General features: G+C 61.2%; 19 protein-coding genes and 1 pseudogene. 18 read left to right on the forward strand and 2 right to left on the reverse strand.

Annotated features, from left to right (window positions below; genetic code table 11):
* Together ahpF and ahpC are read right to left on the reverse strand one after the other, a co-directional pair.
* A partial coding sequence (gene ahpF / locus GPS82_RS07675) for an alkyl hydroperoxide reductase subunit F (protein ID WP_296492937.1) occupies positions 1-1,473 on the reverse strand: 1,473 nt, incomplete at its 3' end.
* Positions 1,474-1,608: 135 nt separating this feature from the next.
* Positions 1,609-2,172 (reverse strand): alkyl hydroperoxide reductase subunit C, encoded by a 564-nt coding sequence (gene ahpC / locus GPS82_RS07680; RefSeq protein ID WP_296492940.1) that lies wholly within the window; start codon positions 2,170-2,172, stop codon positions 1,609-1,611.
* A gap of 291 nt (positions 2,173-2,463) precedes the next feature.
* Between ahpC and GPS82_RS07685 the strand changes: the two genes are divergently transcribed.
* The 18 genes and pseudogenes from GPS82_RS07685 (at position 2,464) to GPS82_RS07770 (ending at position 19,615) form a co-directional block, all read left to right on the forward strand.
* Positions 2,464-2,886 carry a rubrerythrin family protein gene (locus GPS82_RS07685; protein ID WP_296492942.1) on the forward strand — a complete coding sequence of 141 codons (423 nt, stop codon included), beginning with the start codon at positions 2,464-2,466 and terminating at the stop codon, positions 2,884-2,886.
* Between the two features lie 121 nt (positions 2,887-3,007).
* The gene (locus GPS82_RS07690) at positions 3,008-4,357 is read left to right on the forward strand and encodes a heterodisulfide reductase-related iron-sulfur binding cluster (protein WP_296492945.1); all 1,350 of its coding nucleotides are present in this window, start codon (positions 3,008-3,010) and stop codon (positions 4,355-4,357) included.
* 13 nt (positions 4,358-4,370) lie between these two features.
* Positions 4,371-4,961 (forward strand): DUF3501 family protein, encoded by a 591-nt coding sequence (locus tag GPS82_RS07695; protein ID WP_296492948.1) that lies wholly within the window; start codon positions 4,371-4,373, stop codon positions 4,959-4,961.
* 69 nt (positions 4,962-5,030) lie between these two features.
* The gene (yaaA, locus tag GPS82_RS07700) at positions 5,031-5,810 is read left to right on the forward strand and encodes a peroxide stress protein YaaA (RefSeq protein WP_296492951.1); all 780 of its coding nucleotides are present in this window, start codon (positions 5,031-5,033) and stop codon (positions 5,808-5,810) included.
* Positions 5,807-6,652, forward strand: a complete 846-nt coding sequence (gene queF / locus GPS82_RS07705; RefSeq protein ID WP_296492954.1) for an NADPH-dependent 7-cyano-7-deazaguanine reductase QueF — start codon at positions 5,807-5,809, stop codon at positions 6,650-6,652. Before yaaA ends, queF begins: the two co-directional genes overlap by 4 nt.
* A gap of 97 nt (positions 6,653-6,749) precedes the next feature.
* Complete coding sequence (locus GPS82_RS07710) at positions 6,750-8,393, forward strand: HD family phosphohydrolase (protein WP_296492957.1); 1,644 nt, start codon at positions 6,750-6,752, stop codon at positions 8,391-8,393.
* Positions 8,394-8,486: 93 nt separating this feature from the next.
* Complete coding sequence (locus GPS82_RS07715) at positions 8,487-9,503, forward strand: DMT family transporter (RefSeq protein WP_296492959.1); 1,017 nt, start codon at positions 8,487-8,489, stop codon at positions 9,501-9,503.
* Positions 9,500-10,213, forward strand: a complete 714-nt coding sequence (gene tsaB, locus GPS82_RS07720; RefSeq protein ID WP_296492961.1) for a tRNA (adenosine(37)-N6)-threonylcarbamoyltransferase complex dimerization subunit type 1 TsaB — start codon at positions 9,500-9,502, stop codon at positions 10,211-10,213. Before GPS82_RS07715 ends, tsaB begins: the two co-directional genes overlap by 4 nt.
* Positions 10,210-10,713 (forward strand): ribosomal protein S18-alanine N-acetyltransferase, encoded by a 504-nt coding sequence (gene rimI / locus GPS82_RS07725; protein ID WP_296492964.1) that lies wholly within the window; start codon positions 10,210-10,212, stop codon positions 10,711-10,713. The genes tsaB and rimI overlap by 4 nt, the downstream gene beginning before the upstream one ends.
* Positions 10,710-11,627 carry a uracil-DNA glycosylase gene (locus tag GPS82_RS07730; protein WP_296492966.1) on the forward strand — a complete coding sequence of 306 codons (918 nt, stop codon included), beginning with the start codon at positions 10,710-10,712 and terminating at the stop codon, positions 11,625-11,627. Before rimI ends, GPS82_RS07730 begins: the two co-directional genes overlap by 4 nt.
* A gap of 9 nt (positions 11,628-11,636) precedes the next feature.
* Entirely contained in the window at positions 11,637-13,334 is a 1,698-nt protein-coding gene (gene argS, locus GPS82_RS07735) for an arginine--tRNA ligase (RefSeq protein WP_296492970.1), read from the forward strand.
* 38 nt (positions 13,335-13,372) lie between these two features.
* On the forward strand, positions 13,373-13,984 hold the full coding sequence (locus GPS82_RS07740; protein WP_296492976.1) for an SPOR domain-containing protein: 612 nt from the start codon (positions 13,373-13,375) through the stop codon (positions 13,982-13,984).
* Positions 13,985-14,039: 55 nt separating this feature from the next.
* Positions 14,040-14,693: a thiol:disulfide interchange protein DsbA/DsbL gene (locus GPS82_RS07745; protein WP_296492979.1), complete on the forward strand. Its 654-nt coding sequence runs from the start codon at positions 14,040-14,042 to the stop codon at positions 14,691-14,693.
* A gap of 105 nt (positions 14,694-14,798) precedes the next feature.
* Positions 14,799-15,419 (forward strand): lipopolysaccharide transport periplasmic protein LptA, encoded by a 621-nt coding sequence (lptA, locus tag GPS82_RS07750; RefSeq protein ID WP_296492981.1) that lies wholly within the window; start codon positions 14,799-14,801, stop codon positions 15,417-15,419.
* A complete protein-coding gene (gene lptB, locus GPS82_RS07755) occupies positions 15,419-16,207 on the forward strand; it encodes an LPS export ABC transporter ATP-binding protein (protein ID WP_296492984.1) in 789 nt (262 codons plus the stop codon). The genes lptA and lptB overlap by 1 nt, the downstream gene beginning before the upstream one ends.
* 124 nt (positions 16,208-16,331) lie before the next feature.
* Positions 16,332-17,919: pseudogene (rpoN, locus tag GPS82_RS07760) on the forward strand (RNA polymerase factor sigma-54).
* A complete protein-coding gene (locus GPS82_RS07765) occupies positions 17,916-19,214 on the forward strand; it encodes a class I SAM-dependent RNA methyltransferase (protein ID WP_296492987.1) in 1,299 nt (432 codons plus the stop codon). Before rpoN ends, GPS82_RS07765 begins: the two are co-directional and overlap by 4 nt.
* Positions 19,211-19,615: a putative toxin-antitoxin system toxin component, PIN family gene (locus GPS82_RS07770; protein WP_296492989.1), complete on the forward strand. Its 405-nt coding sequence runs from the start codon at positions 19,211-19,213 to the stop codon at positions 19,613-19,615. Before GPS82_RS07765 ends, GPS82_RS07770 begins: the two co-directional genes overlap by 4 nt.
* The last annotated feature ends 266 nt before the right edge of the window (positions 19,616-19,881 follow it).

A 19,881-nucleotide genomic window follows, 5' to 3' on the forward strand; every position in this document is an offset into this window, starting at 1 on the left:
GGTGGTGGCATCACCGGCGGCAAACACACCGGGCAAGGAGGTTTGGCCGCGGGCATCGACCACGATCTCGCCGTGTTTTGACAGTTCCAGCGTGCCCTTGAGCCATTCGGTGTTGGGCACCAGGCCAATTTGCACAAACACACCGTGCAGCGGCACCAGGTGCTCGGTGTTGTTGGCGCGGTCTTTGTAGCGCAGGCCGTTGACCTTGCCGTCGGCACCGGTGATCTCAAGGGTTTGAGCGTTAGTATGCACCGTCACATTGGGCAGGCTGTGCAGTTTTCTGACCAGCACCGCATCGGCTTTGAGTTCGGGCATGAACTCGATCACGGTGACATGTTTGACCACGCCGGCGAGGTCGATGGCGGCCTCGATGCCGGAGTTGCCCCCGCCAATCACCGCCACGTCCTTGCCCTTGAACAACGGGCCGTCGCAGTGCGGGCAATAGGCCACACCCTTGTTTTTGTACTCCTGCTCTCCGGGCACGTTCACATTGCGCCAGCGTGCGCCGGTGCTCAGAATCACGGTCTTGCTTTTCAGACTGCCGCCATTGGCGAGCTGGATTTCAATCAGCCCGTTGGGCGTGGCGGCCGGGAGCAGCTTGTCGGCGCGCTGCAGGTTCATGATTTCGACGTCGTAGGCGCGCACATGTGCTTCAAGCGCCGCGGCAAATTTGGGGCCGTCGGTTTCCAGCACCGAAACATAGTTTTCGATCGCCAGCGTGTCGTTCACCTGGCCGCCAAAGCGCTCGGCGGCAATGCCGGTGCGAATGCCTTTGCGGGCGGCATACACCGCCGCCGCTGCGCCGGCCGGGCCGCCACCGACGATCAACACGTCATACGGGGCTTGCGCGCTGAGCTTGGCCGCATCGCGGGCAGCCGCGCCGGTGTCGAGCTTGGCAATCACCTCTTCGAGCAAGATGCGGCCGGAATGGAACATCTGGCCGTTCAAAAATACCATCGGCACCGCCATGATCTGGCGCTGGTTGACTTCGTCCTGAAACGCGCCGCCTTCGATGACCACGGTCTTGACCTTCGGGTTGAGCACCGCCATGAGGGCCAGCGCCTGCACCACGTCGGGGCAGTTGTGGCAGCTCAGCGACATGTAAACCTCAAAGTTGTAGTCACCGTCGAGCGCCTTGATCTGATCAACCACATCGGCTTCGACCTTGGGCGGGTGGCCACCGGTCCACAGCAGCGCCAGCACCAGCGAGGTGAATTCATGGCCCAGCGGCAGGCCGGCAAAACGCAGACTGCTGCTGCTGCCGGTGCGCTGCAGGCTGAAAGACGGCTTGCGCGCGTCATTACCGTCCACTTTAAGCGTGATCTTGTCGCTGCGCAGGCCCTGAATGGTCTGCAGCAAGGACAGCGTGTCGCGTGAGTTCTCGGAGTCGTCTAAGGAGGCAACGATCTCGAAAGGATGTTGTACGCGCTCCAGGTAAGCGCCCAGTTGTGTCTTGAGGGTATCGTCCAACATATCTTTCGTTCTTTCGTAATTTAAGCGACTTTGAGAACCGGCCTCAGCCAAATGAATGGGCGACTGAGGCCAGAAACAGGCTGGCGAACCTTGTGAGTCCGCCAGTGTGGGGAGAGCTTTTTGGGGCTGTGATTCTTAGATCTTGCCAACCAGTTCCAGCGACGGAGCGATGGTCTTGGCACCTTCGTTCCACTTGGCGGGGCACACTTCACCCGGGTGAGCGGCGGTGTACTGGGCGGCCTTGAGCTTGCGCAGGGTTTCTTTCACATCACGGGCGATTTCGTTGGAATGGATTTCCAGGGTCTTGATGATGCCGTCGGGATTGACGACAAAAGTGCCGCGGTAAGCCAGGCCGTCTGCGTCGATGTGCACATCAAAGCCACGGGTCAGGGTGTGGGTTGGGTCGCCCACCAGCGGGAACTTGGCCTTGCCCACGGCAGGAGAGGTCTCGTGCCACACTTTGTGCGAGAAATGGGTGTCGGTGGTGACGATGTAGACCTCGGCGCCCATTTTCTGGAACTCGGCGTAGTTGTCGGCCGCGTCTTCGACTTCGGTGGGGCAGTTGAACGTGAAGGCTGCCGGCATGAAAATCACGACCGACCATTTGCCCTTCATGCTTTCGTTGCTGACTTCAACGAATTTGCCGTTGTGAAATGCCTGGGCTTTGAAAGCGGGGATTTGCGTGTTGATCAATGACATGAGAGATTCCTTGGAGAGTTTAAAAAGGGTTGTCGGTTGTTTTCCGATGTTGATAATCATAGCTCATTACTATCGAATTCATTATTCATTATTCATAAACTATCAATAGTCAAATTCAATGGCGAACGAATGCCACATCGCATCGGTAAGCTAAGCTCAATAGCGCAAATCAATCGAAGGCATTGACAGTACCAATTTGACCCGGACACTGCCGGCCGTTTATGCTTTTACTCACTTTGACCCATCTTGTTCAAAGCAAACGCCTTTTCCATCAACTTTAAGGAGATTTCCATGGCAGCACTCAAAGGTTCAAAAACGGAAGACAACCTGAAAGCCGCCTTCGCAGGCGAGTCCCAGGCCAACCGCCGCTATTTGTATTTTGCGAACAAGGCCGACGTGGAAGGCCAGCCAGACGTGGCAGCCCTGTTCCGCTCCACCGCTGAAGGCGAAACCGGCCATGCCCACGGCCACCTGGAATGGCTGGAACAATGCGGCGACCCGGCCACCGGCATGCCCTTTGGCAGCACCCGTGACAACTTGGCCTCGGCGGTGGCGGGCGAAACCCACGAGTACACCGACATGTACCCCGGCATGGCCAAGACCGCGCGGGAGGAAGGCCACGATGAGGTGGCTGACTGGTTTGAAACCCTGGCCAAGGCCGAGCGCTCGCATGCCAACCGCTATGCCAAGGCGTTGACCGAACTGGTTGATTGATGTTGGAGTGATTGGTGTTGGGCGTTGCCTGCAGCGCCCAATGCCAATCCCATGCCGCCTTGCGCCGCATGCGTTCGCTGTTTCCCGCGCCACCACAACATTCTTGACAAGGAAGAACACCATGGCCACCGAGGGCAATCTGTCAGCACCCACCCGTCATGCGATCGACTGGAAAAATTCCGAGTATTTCGACGAAGAAAAGACCTTTGTCGAGTTGGAGCGCATCTTCGACATCTGCCATGGTTGCCGCCGCTGCGTGAGCCTGTGCGGCTCCTTCCCCACGCTGTTCGACCTGGTGGACGAGAGCAAGACCATGGAGGTGGATGGCGTCGACAAGAAGGACTACTGGAAAGTGGTGGACCAGTGCTACCTGTGCGACCTGTGCTACATGACCAAGTGCCCGTATGTGCCGCCGCACCAGTTCAACCTCGACTTCCCGCACACCATGCTGCGCGCCAAGGCCATCAAGTTCCGCAAAGGTGATGTCGGTGCCGCCGAGAAGTTTCTGGCCTCCACTGATGTGCATGGCCAACTGGCCGGTATTCCAGTCGTGGTGCAGGTGGCCAATGCGGTCAACAAGACCAAAATGGCGCGCAGCGTGATGGAAAAGGTGGCAGGCGTGGACAAGGACGCCTGGCTGCCCTCGCTGGCGACCAAAAAATTCCGCTCGGCCGCGCCCGAGGCACAAGCCACCGTGGTCAAGGATGGCGCCAAAACCCCTGGCAAAGTGGCGATTTTTTCCACCTGTTTCATCAACTACAACGAGCCGGGCATTGGCCTGGACCTGCTCAAGATCCTTGACCACAATGACATCCCCTACGTGCTGGTCGAAAAAGAAAAATGCTGTGGCATGCCGAAGCTGGAACTGGGAGATCTTGAATCAGTGAACGCCAGCAAGGAGGCCAATATTCCGATGCTGGCCAATTACGCCAAGGACGGTTTTGCCATTTTGGCGGCGGTGCCGAGTTGCGCCCTGATGTTCAAGCAGGAAATCCCGCTGATGTACCCCGATGAGGCCGACGTGCAGCTCGTCAAGGAGAGCATGTGGGACCCGTTCGAGTACCTGATGCAGCGCAAGCGCGACGGCCTGCTCAAGGTCGATTTCCCGGTGCCGCTGGGCAACGTCAGCTACCAGATCCCGTGCCATGGCCGGGTGCAGAACATCGGCAAGAAGACCGAGGAAATGCTCAAGATGGTGCCCGGCACCACCGTCAACACCTTCGAGCGCTGCTCGGGCCACGCCGGCACCTTTGGCGTCAAAAAGCTGTACCACCAGCAGGCCATGAAAATCGGCAAACCACTGTTCAAGGGCATGGCCAGCATGAAGGACGGCAGCAAGCCCGACTACATCAGCTCCGACTGCCCGCTGGGTGGCCACCACATTGCCCAGGGCTTTGAGGTCAACCAGCTTGGCACGCCCGAACTGCAGCACCCCTTGAGCCTGATCGCCCGCGCCTACGGACTGAAATAACACAGGAAACACCATGCAAATCACCGGAAACATCACACCTGAGAGCCTCATGAGCCTGGAGGCTTACAGCAAATGGCGCAAAGCCAACAAACCCGCTGTCATGGCGCACCGCAAGCTGCGCAGTGTGCACCTGGGCGAACACATGACGCTGCAGTTCGAGTCCGAAACCACCATTCGTTACCAGATTCAGGAGATGCTGCGCATTGAGAAAATCTTTGAAGAAGACGGCATCCAGCAGGAAATCGACGCCTACGCCGCGCTGGTGCCCGGCGGCAGCAACTGGACCGCGACCGTGCTGCTGGAATACCCCGATGTGAGTGAGCGAAAACGCGAACTGGCGCGTCTGATCGGCGTGGAAGACCGCCTGTTTGTCGAAGTCGAGGGCCAAGCGCGCGTCTATGCCATCGCCGACGAGGACATGGACCGCGAAAACGACGAAAAAACTTCGGCGGTGCACTTTGCCCGCTTTGAGTTGACGCCAGTCATGTGCGCCGCCGTCAAGGCGGGTGCCGCCGTCAAGGTGGGCTGCGACCACACCAACTACCCGGCGCACGTCACGCTGGCCGACGACACGCTGGCATCGCTGGCATCCGACCTCAAATGAGCAGGCCAGGGTGCGTATCATCAGGGCTTCCTCGTGAAGCCCTTTTTGATGCCCTGAGCCTTGACACACATGCTGTTTTTACTTTCCCCCGCCAAATCGCTCGACTTTGATCCCCCGGTCACTGCCGTGCCGCACAGCCAGCCGCTGTTTGTGCCTCAGGCCCAGGAACTGATCGACATCCTGCAACAGAAGTCACCGCAAGAGATTGCCAGCCTGATGAGCCTGAGCGACAGCCTGGCCGGGCTGAACGTGGCGCGCTACCAAGCCTGGCGCCCCAAATTTACGGCCAAGAATGCCAAGCAGGCAGTGCTGGCCTTTAATGGTGACGTGTACGACGGGCTCGACGCCAAGACTCTCGGCGCGGACGAGTTGGCCTGGACGCAAGACCACCTTTGCATCTTGAGCGGGCTGTATGGTGTATTGCGGCCGCTGGACTATATGCAGCCGTATCGGCTGGAGATGGGCACCCGGCTGCCCAACCCGCGTGGCAAGGACCTTTACCAGTTCTGGGGTACCCAGATTTCCGCCTACCTCAACACCCGCTTGCAGCGCGACAAAACCCCTGTGGTGATCAATCTGGCCAGCCAGGAATACTTCAAGGCGGTGGACAAAAAGGCGCTCAAGGCGCGGGTGATCGACTGCGTGTTTGAAGATTTCAAGGATGGCCACTACAAGATCATCAGCTTTTACGCCAAGCGCGCGCGCGGCCTGATGGCTCGCTTTGCCGCCACCGAGCGCGTGAACCTGCCAGAGCAGCTCAAGGGTTTTGATCTGGATGGCTATGCCTTTGAGGCCAGCCAGTCCAGCGCCGAGCGCCTGGTGTGGCGGCGACAACTGGCCCAGCCATGAACACGCCACAGCAATCCCGGTTGGGTCAGGCCACGGTGTATGCGGACCAATATGACGCATCGCTGCTGTTTCCCATCCCCAGGGCAGCGCAGCGTTCTGAACTCGGTCTTGGCACCCAGCTGCCTTTTCTGGGTGCCGACCTGTGGACTGCGTTTGAGCTGAGCTGGCTCAACCCGCGCGGCAAGCCGCAGGTAGCGCTGGCGCACATCACGGTGCCGTGCGAATCGGTCAATATCATCGAGAGCAAATCGCTCAAGCTTTACCTGGGCAGCTTCAACAACAGCCGTTTTACCGATGCCGCCGAAGTGCTGGCCCGACTGCGCGCCGATTTGACCGAAGCCGCCTGGCGCGGCGGCGTGGTCCAGTCCAGCGTGGGCGTCAAATTGCTGGCGGCCGAGCTGTTTGACCGCGAGCCGATCGAGGAGCTTGATGGCCTGAGCCTGGACCGGCTCGACCTGGACTGCGACCGCTACACGCCAGCGCCTGACCTGCTGAGTGCGGCCACCCTTGAGGCCCCGGTGTCGGAGGTGCTCACCAGCAACCTGCTGCGCAGCAACTGCCCGGTCACCGGCCAGCCTGACTGGGGCAGCGTGCAGATCAGCTACTTTGGCCCGCAGATCGACCAGGCCGGGCTGTTGCGCTACATCATCAGCTTTCGCGACCACCAGGGTTTTCACGAGCATTGTGTCGAGCGCATGTTCACCGACATCCAGGCGCGATGCCAGCCGCACAAACTCAGCGTTTATGCGCGCTACACGCGCCGCGGCGGCCTCGACATCAACCCGTTTCGCACCAGCTACCCGCAGGCGCTGCCCGCCAACCACCGCAACGCCAGGCAGTAGCCGGCGCCAGCTTCAAAGATCAATAATATGGTGACATCATCAGCGGCAGCCGGCATACCCCGCGACACCAGTCTTAACCAAAATACCTGATACAGCCATGACGACCTCCTTCCAAAACACCGACGTCGATTCTGTTGAAGGCCTGCTTGGGCGACTGGAGCAGCTCAATGACATCGGTGCGGCGCTGTCCAACGAACGCGACATCACCCGTTTGCTGGAATACATTTTGCTGACCGCCAAAGGCATCACCCACGCCGATGGCGGCACCATTTACAGCAAAGCCGCCAATGCCAACAGTCTGCACTTTGAGATCTTGCGCACCGATTCCCTCGACATTGCGATGGGCGGCAGTGCCGCTGCGCCAATCCATTTTCCGGATTTGCCCTTGCTCAATGCAGCCGGCGAGCCCAACGACTCGCTGGTGGCGGCTTATGCGGCCATTCACCGCGTCACCGTCAACATCGAAGACGCCTACACCGATCCCAATTTTGACTTTTCGGGCACCCGCAAGTTTGACCAGAACACCGGCTACCGCTCCCGGTCTTTCCTGACCGTGCCCATGTGCAATCAGGACGGCGATGTGATTGGCGTGCTGCAATTGCTCAACGCCATGTGCCCCGGCTCCCATGAAGTGGTGCCCTTTTCAAAGGCTGACCAGCAACTGGTGGAATCACTGGCATCGCAGGCCGCCATTGCGCTCAACAACCGCTTGCTGATTCAGCAACTGGAAGACCTGTTCGAGTCTTTCATCAGCATGATCAACCTGGCCATTGATGAAAAATCACCCTACACCGGGGGCCACTGCCAGCGGGTTCCGACCCTGACCATGATGCTGGCCGAGGCTGCCGCAAAAAACAAGGCAGGTCCGCTGGCCAGTTTTTCAATGACCGAGGCCGACCGTTATGAGCTCAAGATTGCCGGCCTGATGCACGACTGCGGCAAGGTCACCACCCCGGTGCATGTGGTGGACAAGGCCACCAAGCTGCACACTTTGTACGACCGGATTGACCTGATCGACACCCGCTTCGAGGTGCTGCGGCGCGATGCCGAGATTGCCGCCCTGCGCCAGCAACTGGCGCTGCGCCCCTGCGTCGATGCCGCCTCCGAAAATGCGACGCTTGAAAACCTGAAAGTCCAGCTCGGCGCGCTCGACGATGACCGGGCTTTTTTGCGGGCCACCAATTCCGGAGGCGAATTCATGAGCGACGACGCGGTGGCGCGCGTGCAGCACATTGCCAGCCATTACCAGTGGCGCAATACCAAGGGGCATCAAAGCAACTTTTTGTCAGCCGATGAAACAGAAAACCTGAGCATCCGCAAAGGCACCCTGACCCGGTCCGAGCGCGACACCATCAATCACCATATCGTCGCCACCATCAAAATGCTGGAGAAATTGCCCTGGCCCAAACACCTGCAAAACGTGCCCGAATTTGCCGGTGGTCACCACGAGCGCATGGATGGCAAGGGTTACCCCAAGGGCCTGACGCGTGAAGAAATGTCAGTGCAGGCGCGCATCATGGGCATTGCCGATATCTTTGAGGCCCTGACCGCCTCCGATCGACCTTACAAGCCGGGCATGAAGCTGTCACAAGCCATCAGCATCATGGTCAGAATGAAGGACGAAGGTCATATCGATCCCGATTTGTTTGACATTTTTATCAACCAGGGGGTTTATCTCAGTTATGCCCAGGCATTCATCCACCCCTTGCAAATTGACGAGGTGAATCTGGCCACACCATGACTGGCGAGCCCGCATTGGCCGCCAGAAACGCCCCCAATGACGCCAATTGCTACTTTTAACATAGCACCTCAGCAGACCGCCGATAATTGACCCATGCCTTTCACTTTTGACCGTCCCCGGCGCCTGTCGCCACGCGCCATTGGCATTGCCTCGGCCGTGATCACGGTGCTGATCTGGACCTCATTCATCCTGATTGCCCGCGCCTCGGCCGACCCGGCGCGTGGTGGCCCGCTCACGCCACTGGACATTGCCTTTTGCCGCATCTTCGGGGCGGCGCTGATTTTGCTTCCCTGGGGGGCCTACCTGGTGCACCAGGACCGTGCCCGCGGCCTGCCGAGTGCCTCCTGGATGGGTGTGTCGCCACTGTCCCGGCGAATCACTGTTTTGGCGGGATTCTTTGGCGGTCTGCTGTACGCCATGTTGGCCTACAGCGGCTTCGCCTATGCACCGGCGCTGCACGCATCGGTGCTGTTGCCGGGCAGTTTGCCGCTTTGGACGACGCTGCTGGCGGCCTGGTTGCTGCGCGAGCACATCACCCCCGTGCGCGCGCTGGGTCTGGCGCTGATTTTGCTGGGAGACTTGCTGGTGGGAGGGTTGAGCCTGCTGCGCGCCTTTGAGGGCGGCCAGGTCTGGCTGGGCGACCTGCTGTTCATGAGCGGCGCCCTGTGCTGGGCCACCTATAGCGTGCTGGTGCGCCACCACAGGCTGGATGCGGTGCGCGCCACCATCGCCATCACCAGTTTCGCCGCCTTGACTTATCTGCCAATGTACAGCGCGCTGGCGCTGACCGGCGTGGTCCAGTCCCACCTGTTTACCGCACCGCTGCAAGACCTGTTGTTTCAGGCGCTGTTCCAGGGCTGGGGTTCGGTGGTGATCTCTGGCATCACCTTTACCCAGATGATTCGTTACTTTGGCCCGGTGCGCTCAACCATGATCACCGCGCTGGTGCCGGGTTTGTCGGCCATTGGGGCGGTGCTGTTCTTGGGCGAACCGCTGCACTGGAATGTGGTGGCCGGGCTGGTCCTGGTCACGGCGGGCATTCTGTTTGGCGTGCGCGCCGCCACACGCAATGCCGCCAATCCAGCCGTTCTGCAGAGAGCAAGCGCGTGAATTTGCTGGCCCTGGACACCAGCACCGACAGCATGTCGATTGCCGTGCAACGCGGCACCGGCGATGGCGCCGCGCCGTGGCAGCACAACGCCACAGGCGGCGCAAAAACCTCCTCCCATCTGATTCCCGAAATTCAGCGGCTCATGGCGCTGGCGCAACTGCGCTTTGAGGACCTTGATGCGATTGTGTTTGGTGCCGGACCGGGCTCTTTTACCGGCTTGCGCACCGCCTGCTCAGTCGCCCAGGGGCTGGCGTTTGGGGCGTCGGTTCCGGTGTTGCCGGTGGACAGCCTGCTGGCTGTCGCTGAAGAGGCGCGCTGGAACACGGGAAACGCGCAAAGCCTCGCTGTCACGGCTTTGCTCGATGCCCGCATGGATGAGTTGTACACGGCTGACTATGCCTTTGCCCATGGCATCTGGACACAGCTCAGCGACTGCCGCCTGATCAAACCCGAAAGCCTGGTGTGGAGCAGCCCCGATGTACTGGCGGGCAATGTATTTGACGGCTACGGTGCGCGCTTGCCCAACACGGCAACACGCATCAGGGCCTTGCCCACCGCCACGGCGCTGTTGCGCTTGGCCCCAGCCCTGCTGGCCGCTGGCGGCGCCGTGCCCGCAGACCAGGCCCTGCCCAGCTACATACGTGACAAGGTGGCGCAAACCACGCAGGAACGCGCCGCCACCAAAGCATTGACGGGCTCCGTGCCATGAGCGCCCAGATCTCAAGCCAAGCCTTGACGGTGCGTTTTGAGGCCATGACAGAACACCATCTTGATGCCGTGACCGTGATGGAGCAGCAAGCCCACCCCCATCCCTGGCAGCGGCGCCATTTTGTCGACTGCCTGGCCAGCGCCTATGAGGCGCAACTGCTGATGGCCGACGGCACCCTGCTGGGGTATTTTGTGGCCATGAAGGGCGTCGAAGAAGTGCATCTGCTCAACATCACGGTCTCGCCTGACTGCCAGCGCCTGGGCTGGGCGCGCGTCATGCTCGACGCGCTGGCCCTGTGGTCGCGCGGCCAGGGGGCGCAGTGGTTGTGGCTGGAGGCGCGCGTCAGCAACACCCGGGCCATTCGTGTTTACACAGCGCACGGCTTTCGCACCGTGGGCGTGCGCCGCCAGTATTACCCCAGTGCGCAAGGTCAGCGCGAAGATGCGGTGGTCATGAGCCTCAAGCTCAACGCCAGTACGGCTTTGGAGGGGTCGCCATGAGCCTGGCTCTGGACGCACGCCAACGCGCCATGCTGCTGGAAATGGGGGTGCGCGTCTGGCAGCCTGTGACCGCGCTCGAGCCTGAAGCTGCCACACTGGCTGCGCCGGCCCCGGCACCCATCCCCGACAACACAGCAGCCGAGGCTGCGCCGGCTGCTGCGCTGCCTGCCGTGCCTGACCCGGCAGCGCGCAGCGCCTTGCCGGCCAGCCCTGACGCCACCGTCCGACCACCCATCAGGCCGCCAAGCCCCACCCGCCTGACCGAGTTGCCCGAGGGTATTGCCAACATGGACTGGCCAGCCTTGGCCGGCGCAGTCCAGCACTGCCAGGCTTGCGCCATGTGCCTGGGACGCCGCACACCGGTGTTGGCGCCACCACAAGCGGCCATGGCATGCGACTGGCTGGTGCTGGGAGACCCTCCTGATGAGCCCGAAGAACGCGCTGAACGGCCCTTCGTGGAAGAGGCAGGCCAGTTGTTGGACAACATGCTGCGCGCTGTGGGCGTGCAGCGCTGGGACCATGCGGCAAACGCAGCCACCGCCCCGGCGCCCTCCTCGCGCGCCTACCTGACCCACGTGCTCAAGTGTCGGCCGGCCCTGATGCGTGCGCCAGACGCCGCAGAGCTTGGCACCTGCGCCCATTTTTTGCGCCGCGAAATCGCCCTGACCCAACCCAGGGTGATCCTCGCCATGGGGCGTTTTGCCATGCAATTGCTGCTCAGCGAAACCCCGCCCGAGCAGGCCCGACTGCCGCTGGGCAAATTGCGCGGTCAGGTCTGGCGCTTTGCCGGCGTGCCGGTGGTGGTGACCTATCCGCCGGTGTACCTGCTGCGCAATGGCCACGACAAAGCCAGGGCCTGGGCCGACCTGTGCCTGGCCCGCGCGGTGGCCAGCGGCAGCCTGGCCACCCCGTAAAATCCGGGCATGTTGATCGTCAAAACCCAATTGCTCGAAGCCCTGCGTGCCACGCTGGAAGATTTACAGCCCGGCGCCGGCGCCAAAGCGGCGTTTGAGTCGCCCAAGGTGGCCGCCCACGGCGACCTGGCCACCACGGCCGCCATGCAACTGGCAAAACCGCTCAAGCAAAACCCGCGGCAACTGGCCGAAAGCCTGTGCCAACTGCTACGCACCACGCTGCCCTACCAAACCTGGGTGGAGTCGCTTGAGATTGCCGGGCCCGGTTTTATCAACGTCAAGCTCAAACCCGCAGCCAAGCAGCAGGTGGTGCGCTCGGTGCTGCTGCAAGGCGAGCGCTTTGGCAGCCAGGCCGACAACGGCAAAGCCATGCTGGTCGAATTTGTCTCGGCCAACCCGACCGGGCCACTGCATGTGGGCCATGGCCGCCAGGCCGCCCTGGGCGATGCCATCTGCAACCTGTTCGGCAGCCAGGGCTGGCGGGTCTATCGCGAGTTTTATTACAACGATGCCGGCGTCCAGATTGGCACGCTGGCCACCAGCACCCAACTGCGAACGCAAGGCTTCAAGCCGGGTGACGCCTGCTGGCCGACCGACCCCGACAACCCGCTGAGCAAAAACTTTTACAACGGCGAATACATCGCCGACATCGCGGCTGATTTCCTGGCCAAAAAAACGGTCACCTCAGACGACCGGGCCTTCACCGCCTCCGGGGACACGGCCGACCTCGACAGCATCCGCCAGTTTGCCGTGGCCTATTTGCGCCATGAGCAGGACCTTGACCTGTCGGCCTTTGCCGTCAGGTTTGACAACTATTACCTGGAAAGCAGCCTCTATACCAGCGGCCGGGTTGAGGCCACGGTCAAGCGCCTGGTGGAGGCCGGCAAAACCTACGAGCAGGACGGCGCGCTCTGGCTCAAGTCGACCGACTACGGTGACGACAAAGACCGCGTCATGCGCAAGCAAGACGGCAGTTACACCTATTTTGTGCCCGACGTGGCCTACCACATCAGCAAGTGGGAGCGTGGTTTTCAAAAGGTCATCAACATCCAGGGCACCGACCACCACGGCACCATTGCCCGTGTGCGCGCCGGCCTGCAAGCGGCCGATGTAGGCATTCCGCAAGGCTTCCCTGACTACGTGCTGCACACCATGGTGCGTGTGGTGCGCGGCGGCCAGGAGGTCAAGATCAGCAAGCGCGCCGGCAGTTATGTGACGCTGCGCGACCTGATCGAATGGACCAGCAAGGACGCGGTGCGTTTCTTTTTGCTGAGTCGCAAGCCCGACACCGAGTACACCTTTGACGTCGACCTGGCGGTGGCCAAAAACAACGACAACCCGGTCTATTACGTGCAATACGCCCATGCCCGCATCTGCTCGGTGCTGGCCAGTTGGGGCGGCGCAGTGACCAGCCTGGAGCAGGTCGATTTGTCGCCCCTGCAAAGTCCGCAAGCGCTCGCCCTGATGCTGTTGCTGGCCAAATACCCCGACATGCTGACGGCCGCCGCCGACGACTTTGCGCCCCATGACGTGACCTTTTACCTGCGCGAGCTGGCTGCCTGCTACCACAGCTATTACGATGCCGAACGCATTCTGGTCGAGGATGACACGATCAAGCTGGCCCGGCTGGCGCTGGTGGCCGCCACCGCGCAGGTGTTGCGCAACGGCCTGGCGGTGCTGGGTGTGAGCGCCCCGGAAAAAATGTAAGCTCGCCCTCCTCACCTCAAGACAACTGAAAACCCCACATGCAACATCAACGCGGCAGCACTTTTTTGGGCTTTATCCTCGGGCTTCTGGTAGGTCTGGGCCTGGCGCTGGCGGTGGCCGTGTATGTCACCAAGGTGCCCATCCTGTTCTTCAACAAGGCCATCACTCGCAACGCCGATCAGGACGCCAATGAGTTGCAGAAAAACAAGAATTGGGATCCCAACGCGCCGCTTTACGGAAAAAATCCAGCCAGGCCAGCGCCCACGGCTGAATCAACCACGCCCCCGCCCGCCGACACGCCTGCCGACACGCCTGCAGCAAAGCTTCCTGCCGACAATGCCGACCCGCTGGGCGATCTGGTCAAGGCACGCGCCAAAAGCAGCACTGCATCGGCACAGGCCAGTCCAGCCGACCCGTTCACCTACTTTATCCAGGTGGGTGCCTTTCGAACACCCGAAGATGCCGAGGCACAGCGCGCCAAGCTGTCATTGGCAGGCATTGAATCCAAAATTTCCGAACGCGAGCAATCGGGCCGCACGGTTTACCGTGTGCGCGTGGGTCCGTTTGACAAGCGCGACGCCGCAGACGCCGCCAAGTCCCGCCTTGACAGCGCCGGCATCGAAACCGCATTGGTGCGCGTGCAGCGTTGAACTTTGTCGCCGTCGAGCGCTCCGAGCCTGACCAATCCATTTTTGAGAAAACAGCATGCAACGTCGCGAACTTTTTACCAACACCGCAGCGCTGGCTTTTGGCACCGCGCTGCTGTCACCCGGATTGACGCTGGCGCAAGCCAAGGCGCCTGTGGAAGGGGCAGATTTCATCGAATTGAACCGGCCGGCCCCGGTGGATGCACCCGCCGGCAAGATTGAGGTGGTCGAATTTTTTTGGTACAACTGCTCGCACTGCAATGCGTTTGAACCTTTCCTGGTTGAATGGGTCAGGCAGTTGCCCAAAGACATCGCCTTCAAACGGGTGCCTGTTGCTTTCAACGCCAGCTTCGAGCCCCAGCAGCGCTTGTTTTATGCGCTGGAAGCACTGGGCCAGTTGGAACAACTGCACCCGCGCGTGTTCGCCGCCATTCATGTCGAAAAGCAGAATTTGAGCCAGGCCGCAGCCATCACCGACTGGGTGGTCAAGCAAGGCGTTGACCGAGCCCGGTTTACCGAACAGTTCAACTCGTTTTCGGCCACCACCAAAGCCACACGCGCCAGGCAAATGCAAACCGACTACAGGGTCGAGGGTGTGCCTGCGCTGGGCATCGCCGGACGTTATTACACCGATGGCTCCCTGGCCAAAAGCATGGGCCGGGTGTTGCAAGTGGCTGACTATTTGACAGACCAGGTCCGACGCAATCGTTGAGTTCGGGCGGGCGCTTGCCTGCGGCCGGAAAAATCAGCTGCTGGTGCCGAGCCAAGGGCGCCGACCGCTACAATCTTGCAAACTTTATGCAAGATTCATGCCTTTATGACTTCTCACCTTTTCTCCTGGCTCATCTCCTGCGTCATGGCTTTGTCCGCCGGGCTTGTGCACGCCGAAAATGCGGACCGCGACAAGCCCATGAACGTCGAGGCGGATGCGCTGCGTTATGACGATGCCAAGAAGGTAAGTATTTTTACCGGCAAGGTGGTGTTGACCAAGGGCACGATCCTGATCCGCGGCGAAAAACTTGAAGTGCGTCAGGACGAGCAGGGTTACCAGTATGGCGTGGTCACAGCCGAGCCCGGCAAACGCGCATTGTTCCGGCAAAAGCGCGAAGGGGTTGATGAAATCATTGAGGGCGAGGGTGAAACCATTGACTACGATGGCCGCCTGGATACCGTGAAATTTGTCGGCCAGGCCCAGTTGCGCCGCTTCCAGGGCGCCAGGCTCAACGATGAGTTCAATGCCGGCGTCATTGTTTACAACAATTTGACCGACGTTTTCACCCTCGACGGCGCGCCAGCCACAGGGGCCAAAGGCAGCACCGGCCAACCTGGCGCACCAGCGGGCCGGGTCCGCGCGATGCTGACACCCAAACCCGCCTCGACCCCCGCGAGCAGCGCGCCCCTGCGCAGCAGCCCGCAACTGGAAGGCACTGCCAAATAATGACCATGCCTGACACGCCAGCCGCCGCCACAACAGCTGAACTGCCCGCAGGCCAGCTGGAAGCACATCACCTGCAAAAGTTTTATGGCAGCCGCAAGGTTGTCAAGGACGTGTCGCTGGTGGTGCGCAAGGGTGAGGTGGTGGGGCTGCTGGGGCCCAACGGGGCAGGCAAAACCACTTCTTTTTACATGATTGTGGGCCTGGTGCGCGCCAGTGCGGGCGACATCACCATCGACGGCCAGTCCATCGAGCACATGCCGATTCACCGGCGCGCGCGGCTGGGCCTGAGCTATTTGCCGCAAGAGGCCTCCATATTTCGCAAGCTCAATGTCGAGGACAACGTGCGCGCGGTGCTGGAATTGCAGCTTGATGCGCAGGGCAAAGCCTTGACAAAAGCAGAGATTGAAAAGCGCCTGACCGGGTTGCTGCAGGATTTGCGGGTCGACCATTTGCGCGAGTCATCAGCCCTGGCCCTGTCGGGTGGCGAGCGTCGGCGGGTGGAAATTGCCCGCGCCCTGGCCACCCAGCCGCGCTATATCCTGCTGGACGAGCCCTTTGCCGGGATTGACCCGATCGCCGTGATCGAGATTCAGCGCATCATCTCGTTCCTGAAAAGCCGGGGCATCGGGGTGCTGATCACCGACCACAACGTGCGCGAGACCCTGGGTATTTGCGACCACGCGTACATCATCAGCGACGGCAGCGTCCTCGCCCAGGGGACGCCTGCGGAGATCATCAACAACGTCGATGTGCGCCGGGTGTACCTGGGCGAGCACTTCAAAATGTGACTATGGCCCCCGCGCTTGTCACTTCGTGTACCACGCTGCCCCCCGAGGGGGCTGGCCTTGCTTGGGGCGGCCCGGCGCTGCGGCCCTTGGCCCCCACGCCTGTCACTTCTTGTACTGTGCTGCAATGAAGCAGGGTCTTTCGTTACGCACCTCCCAGCATCTGGCGCTCACACCGCAGTTGCAGCAATCCATTCGCCTGCTGCAACTCTCCACGCTGGAGCTCAGCAGCGAGGTCGACCAGATGCTGGACGAAAACCCTTTCCTGGAACGCTCGGAAGAACAGGCTGAGCGCGAATCCTTTGGGCTGGATCAGGCCGATGCGGCGGTCAGCCTCAACGACCGCGAGCTGGAGTCAGCCGCCTATTCGGGTGCCGATGACAGTTACACCGCCAGGGTCAGCACGGAAGCCGCGCCGGAAGATTCAAGCACCTCGATCGAAGACGCGCCAAGCTGGGACGGTGACGGCAGCGTCAGCCTGAGCCCGGACGACAGCGAATGGGGTGGCGAGGCACGCGCGCACGGCAACAACCTCAGCGGCGACGACGAGATGGATGCCACCGAACTGGCGCGCAGCCAGGAGTCATTGCAAAGCTTTTTGCAGCGACAGGCGCTGAGCCTGCGCCTGAGCCCGGAGGACCGGGCCGCGCTCCATTTTTTGATTGAATCGCTCAATGACGACGGTTACCTTGAAGACGACCTGACCGATCTGGCACGCGGCCTGGCCGGTGATGACACCGAGCAGATCGAGGAACTGGTGCACCATTTCACCGTGGGCTTGAGGCTGCTGCAAAGCCTGGAGCCCACCGGCGTTGGCGCCCGCAATCTGGCGGAGTGCCTGCGCCTGCCTGCAACTGCAAGCGCTCAAGCCCAACCCGGCATTCGATCCCGGCACACTGCAGGTTGCCTTGCGCATTTGTGCCCAGCCCATGGACTTGCTGGCCCGGCGCGACATCAAACACCTGATGCCCTTGTGCGACGCCAGCGACGCGCAGGTGCGCGCCGCCATTGCCCTGATCGGTCGCCTTGAACCCAAGCCCGGTCGCCGGTTTGTCGATGTCGAGCGCAATATTGTGGTGCCCGACGTACTGGTGACTGCTATTGGGCAGGCCCCGATGGTGAAGTTTCAGGTGCGCCTCAACCCCGAGGTGATGCCGCGCCTGCGCGTGCACGACATTTATGCCAATGCACTCAGGGGCCACAAGGCCGGTGGCAGTGATGCCGCCAACTTTGCCGCGTTGCAGCAGCGCCTGCAGGAGGCGCGCTGGTTCATCAAGAACATCCAGCAGCGTTTTGACACCATCCTGCGCGTCAGCGGCGCCATCGTGGAGCGCCAGAAAAGCTTCTTTGTGCACGGCGAGCTGGCCATGCGGCCGCTGGTGCTGCGCGAAATTGCGGACGAGTTGGGCCTGCACGAGTCCACCATCAGCCGCGTCACCACCGCCAAATACATGGCGACACCGTTTGGCACCTTTGAGCTCAAGTATTTTTTTGGCTCCGGCCTGGGGACCGAGTCGGGCGGCAACGCGTCGAGCACGGCGGTGCGCGCCCTGATCAAGCAGTTTGTCGCCGCCGAAAGCCCGAAAAAACCGCTGAGCGACAACCAGTTGTCCGACATGCTCAAGGAACAGGGCATTGAATGCGCACGCCGCACCGTGGCCAAATACCGCGAAGGCCTGCGCATTGCGCCGGCTTCACTGAGAAAATCCTTATGAACCAATTGCAGCTTTTTCTCCCCTGCGCCGCTGGCGTGGAGGACTACCTGGCCCCCGAAGTGCTTCGCATCACCGACTTGCCGCCGGGTTGCATCACCAAGCAACGCGGTGGCGTGGCGGTGCGCACCTCGCTGGCGCAAGCCATGCTGCTGAACCTGCACAGCCGCGTGGCCCAGCGCGTGCTGGTGCTGCTGAGTTACACCGAATACCGGGGCGAGCAAGACCTGTACCGGGCCGCGTCCGAGGTGGCATGGGAGCATTGGTTCACGCCGCGCGAATCCATCAAGGTCGAGATCACCGCCCAGCACAGCCCGCTCACCTCGCTGAACTTTGCCGCGCTCAAGATCAAGGATGCGGTGTGCGACCGCTTTCGTGCTGTGGCCAATGGCGTGCGCCCCGATGTGAACACCCAGTGGCCCGATGTGCGCATCTATGCCCACCTGACCACCGACAGCTGCTCACTCTACATCGACACCTCGGGCGAACCGCTGTTCAAACGCGGCTGGCGCGAAGACAAGGGCGACGCGCCGCTGAAGGAGACCCTGGCCGCCGCGATGCTGGCCGCCAGCGGCTGGTTTGACGGGGATGCCGACTTGCTGCCGCTGTACGACCCCTGTTGTGGCAGCGGCACCATCGTCATCGAGGCGGCGCAAATGGCCTGCAACATTGCCCCCGGCAGCCGCCGCCGTTTTGCCTTCGAGAAGTACGTGCCGTTTCAAAAGCAGGCGTGGGAGGCGATCAAGCAGGAAGCGGCTGATGCCGAGGTGGTCAGGTCGCCCGATCAAAAACCCATCATCTTCGGCAGCGACGTGGCGCACCGCATGGTCGATTTTGCACAGCGCAACGCGGCGCGCGCCGGCGTGGCCGATGTGATCGAGTTTCGCGGCGGCGATGCCTTGCAGCGCATGCCGCCCATCGATGTGAGCGCCACCGGCGGCGGGGTGATGCTGCTGAATCCGCCCTACGGCGAGCGGATTGACGTGGGCGGTGTTGCCAAAGGCGGCGCACGCCACGCGGTTGATGCAGGCAACTTTGAAGATGAGCCCAATGTGCCGCGCTTTGGTGCCCGGGAGTTACCGCAAACCGAGGGTGCGGGTGAGTTTTTTAACCAGCTGGCCAGCCACTGGAAGAAAAACTATGCCGGCTGGACCGCCTGGGTGCTTACACCCGACCTCAAGCTGCCCGGCAAAATGCGCCTGAAAGAAACCAGGCGTGTGCCGATGTGGAACGGCCCCATCGAATGCCGCCTGTTCCGTTTTGACATGGTGGCGGGGAAAATGGAGAAATCGGGGTGAGGGTGGTGCTCGATACCAACATCGTGCTCGACGCCTTTGTCTTTGATGACCCTGCCTCACGCCCGCTCAAGTCGGCGCTGGCCGCACTGCAGCTCGAATGGATCGCCACCAAATCCATGCGCGACGAGCTGGCACGTGTTCTGTGCTACCCAAAAATTCTGCCGCGCATGGCCTTTTATAAGGTCACGGCTGACCACGTGCTGGCCCAGTTTGACGGTCAGGCCACGCTGGTCGACACCGCGCCCAAAGCCATTGTGACCTGCCGCGACCCCGATGACCAGAAGTTCATTGACCTAGCGGTGGAGCACCAGGCCTTGCTGCTGAGCAAAGACCAGGCGGTGCTGTGCATGCACAAACGGCTGCTTACCCTGTCTGTGCAAGTGCAAACCGCCCTTTGTTAAGCGACATGTAACAGGCGCTGGACAGCGCAAACTGCAAAAGTAAACTTGAACGCGCCAAGTGGACCATTCCGGTCCATGAGGCTTGTTCAACTTACTTTCTGCAAGGAATACCATCATGTTTACCCATGCCACAGCCGCTGTCGCCCCCGCTACTCCCCGGTCTTACAGCTTCAACACGGCTCCAGCACCTTCTGGCGCATCCAATGCCCCGGCCTTGTTGGAGGAGCTTTTGCCCTTCACCGTCCGCTTGGTCCGCAATGAGGCCG

This window comes from Rhodoferax sp. (assembly GCF_011391645.1).
GTDB lineage: Bacteria > Pseudomonadota > Gammaproteobacteria > Burkholderiales > Burkholderiaceae_C > Rhodoferax.

Excerpts from the sequence above, each read along its gene's own strand:
- ahpC (WP_296492940.1), bottom strand. The coding sequence starts at position 2,172 with ATGTCATTGATCAACACGCAAATCCCCGCTTTCAAAGCCCAGGCATTT.
- GPS82_RS07685 (WP_296492942.1), top strand. The coding sequence starts at position 2,464 with ATGGCAGCACTCAAAGGTTCAAAAACGGAAGACAACCTGAAAGCCGCC.
- GPS82_RS07690 (WP_296492945.1), top strand. The coding sequence starts at position 3,008 with ATGGCCACCGAGGGCAATCTGTCAGCACCCACCCGTCATGCGATCGAC.
- GPS82_RS07695 (WP_296492948.1), top strand. The coding sequence starts at position 4,371 with ATGCAAATCACCGGAAACATCACACCTGAGAGCCTCATGAGCCTGGAG.
- yaaA (WP_296492951.1), top strand. The coding sequence starts at position 5,031 with ATGCTGTTTTTACTTTCCCCCGCCAAATCGCTCGACTTTGATCCCCCG.
- queF (WP_296492954.1), top strand. The coding sequence starts at position 5,807 with ATGAACACGCCACAGCAATCCCGGTTGGGTCAGGCCACGGTGTATGCG.
- GPS82_RS07710 (WP_296492957.1), top strand. The coding sequence starts at position 6,750 with ATGACGACCTCCTTCCAAAACACCGACGTCGATTCTGTTGAAGGCCTG.
- GPS82_RS07715 (WP_296492959.1), top strand. The coding sequence starts at position 8,487 with ATGCCTTTCACTTTTGACCGTCCCCGGCGCCTGTCGCCACGCGCCATT.
- rimI (WP_296492964.1), top strand. The coding sequence starts at position 10,210 with ATGAGCGCCCAGATCTCAAGCCAAGCCTTGACGGTGCGTTTTGAGGCC.
- GPS82_RS07730 (WP_296492966.1), top strand. The coding sequence starts at position 10,710 with ATGAGCCTGGCTCTGGACGCACGCCAACGCGCCATGCTGCTGGAAATG.
- argS (WP_296492970.1), top strand. The coding sequence starts at position 11,637 with ATGTTGATCGTCAAAACCCAATTGCTCGAAGCCCTGCGTGCCACGCTG.
- GPS82_RS07740 (WP_296492976.1), top strand. The coding sequence starts at position 13,373 with ATGCAACATCAACGCGGCAGCACTTTTTTGGGCTTTATCCTCGGGCTT.
- GPS82_RS07745 (WP_296492979.1), top strand. The coding sequence starts at position 14,040 with ATGCAACGTCGCGAACTTTTTACCAACACCGCAGCGCTGGCTTTTGGC.
- lptA (WP_296492981.1), top strand. The coding sequence starts at position 14,799 with ATGACTTCTCACCTTTTCTCCTGGCTCATCTCCTGCGTCATGGCTTTG.
- lptB (WP_296492984.1), top strand. The coding sequence starts at position 15,419 with ATGACCATGCCTGACACGCCAGCCGCCGCCACAACAGCTGAACTGCCC.
- GPS82_RS07765 (WP_296492987.1), top strand. The coding sequence starts at position 17,916 with ATGAACCAATTGCAGCTTTTTCTCCCCTGCGCCGCTGGCGTGGAGGAC.